The organism is Halorubrum sp. SP3 (assembly GCF_005435195.1).
GTDB lineage: Archaea > Halobacteriota > Halobacteria > Halobacteriales > Haloferacaceae > Halorubrum > Halorubrum sodomense.
Window position 1 is genome coordinate 1 of record NZ_SGTU01000098.1, and the last position, 1,300, is coordinate 1,300.

At 57.4% G+C, this 1,300-nt stretch carries 4 protein-coding genes; all 4 read right to left on the reverse strand.

The window, feature by feature from the left end; all coding sequences use genetic code 11:
* On the reverse strand, positions 1–365 hold a 365-nt coding region (locus EXE42_RS15560; RefSeq protein WP_137706911.1), incomplete at its 3' end, for a hypothetical protein.
* Positions 355–687, reverse strand: coding sequence for a hypothetical protein (locus EXE42_RS15565; protein WP_137706912.1), 333 nt, complete (start codon positions 685–687; stop codon positions 355–357). The genes EXE42_RS15560 and EXE42_RS15565, both read right to left, overlap by 11 nt.
* 173 nt (positions 688–860) lie before the next feature.
* A complete protein-coding gene (locus tag EXE42_RS15570) occupies positions 861–1,112 on the reverse strand; it encodes a hypothetical protein (protein ID WP_137706913.1) in 252 nt (83 codons plus the stop codon).
* Positions 1,109–1,300: hypothetical protein (locus tag EXE42_RS19670; protein WP_206750734.1), on the reverse strand; the 192-nt coding region annotated here is incomplete at its 5' end. The genes EXE42_RS15570 and EXE42_RS19670, both read right to left, overlap by 4 nt.

A 1,300-nucleotide genomic window follows, 5' to 3' on the forward strand; every position in this document is an offset into this window, starting at 1 on the left:
TTCAACTCCATCAGATCAGGGAGCCGAACTTCGGTGACATCGTCGCTCACGTCGGGATCATCGGCGGGGACGTACTCTCCGTGGAACGATCGAAGAATCTGGACGGTTGGCGTCTCGGGGAGACGGTAGCGAGGCATCCGTGCGGATTCATCATCGGTGGAGGGTTCCAACAGCCCGAACGCGACCGCCTGGTCACGGACGTTCTGGAACGCCGTCGAGGAGACGCCAATCGCCTCCCGCAGCTCCTTCGCACGGAGCCACTCGGAGGGGATTTCTGTGCTGTCCAGTATCAGCCGCGTCAGCCCGTTGAAGGCTTTCCCGCGGAACAACGTGACAACGGGTAGTTCGTCAGGGTCAAACCCCATCTAACCACCCCTCACCACGCGGCACAGGCGTGAATCCAATACTATGTAAGGAGAGTTGAATATCGCGAGGAATCGCTTCGTACGCAGCCATATCGTCGTCGCCCGTCGAACTAACACCCATCAATCGTTCTCGTTCACCCAACCCTGCGATTGAGATAGGCGTAAACGACAACTCTCGCATCTCGAATACATCCCGATACGAGGGGTCGTCTTCATCGTCCTCGGCTTTGTACCCACGGACGATGAACGTTTCAGGGTCATCAACGGGGTACTCACAGACGATTGTCTCATACTCCCGCGAAGCGTTACTCCACTCTATCACGCGGAGATAATCTCCGCTTTCAGTCGTAACCGATCGGGTGCGTACTGACATCGTGTATGTACTGTGTTTGTGTGTCCGATATTTATAGACAAGGGCTTGGACGGCCAGTACGCGGTTAGTTGACACGGGATTGATGTGAAACAATCACCGTGGAAAATGAATTATCCGAGTGTTCACGAGTGCTTTCGAACGTACACGCGACACCCGTAGTGGCCTGTCTGTGAAATCGCTTGGACGGAACACCCGAGGTTCTCTATCGTATGGATCTCGTAGTCCATCCGCAGCAGCGATTTCTCGGTGATGATCTGGTGGGTCGTCTCGTTTCGTCGTGTCTCCTTAACACGGACCACCCACCCCACGTCAGCGAACCGTTCGGCCAGTTGCTCGGTTGAGGCCGTCGCCCCATCGGTCGTCTCGGTACTCATAGGCGGTCCTCGTACGGTTCGGGATCGGGGGCAGGCGTTGCCGCCCTCGGCATTTCCGCCTGTACGTCGATCGCGGTGAGTGGGGCCAGTTCATCAGGCCGTGGGAACCACCACGCCAGCACGTACACGTCTGCGTCGTGGTTCTTGTACTCCGCGTGGTGGTGTCGCGTCGCGCGACTCGTCTGCTC

Excerpts from the sequence above, each read along its gene's own strand:
- EXE42_RS15570 (WP_137706913.1), bottom strand. The coding sequence starts at position 1,112 with ATGAGTACCGAGACGACCGATGGGGCGACGGCCTCAACCGAGCAACTG.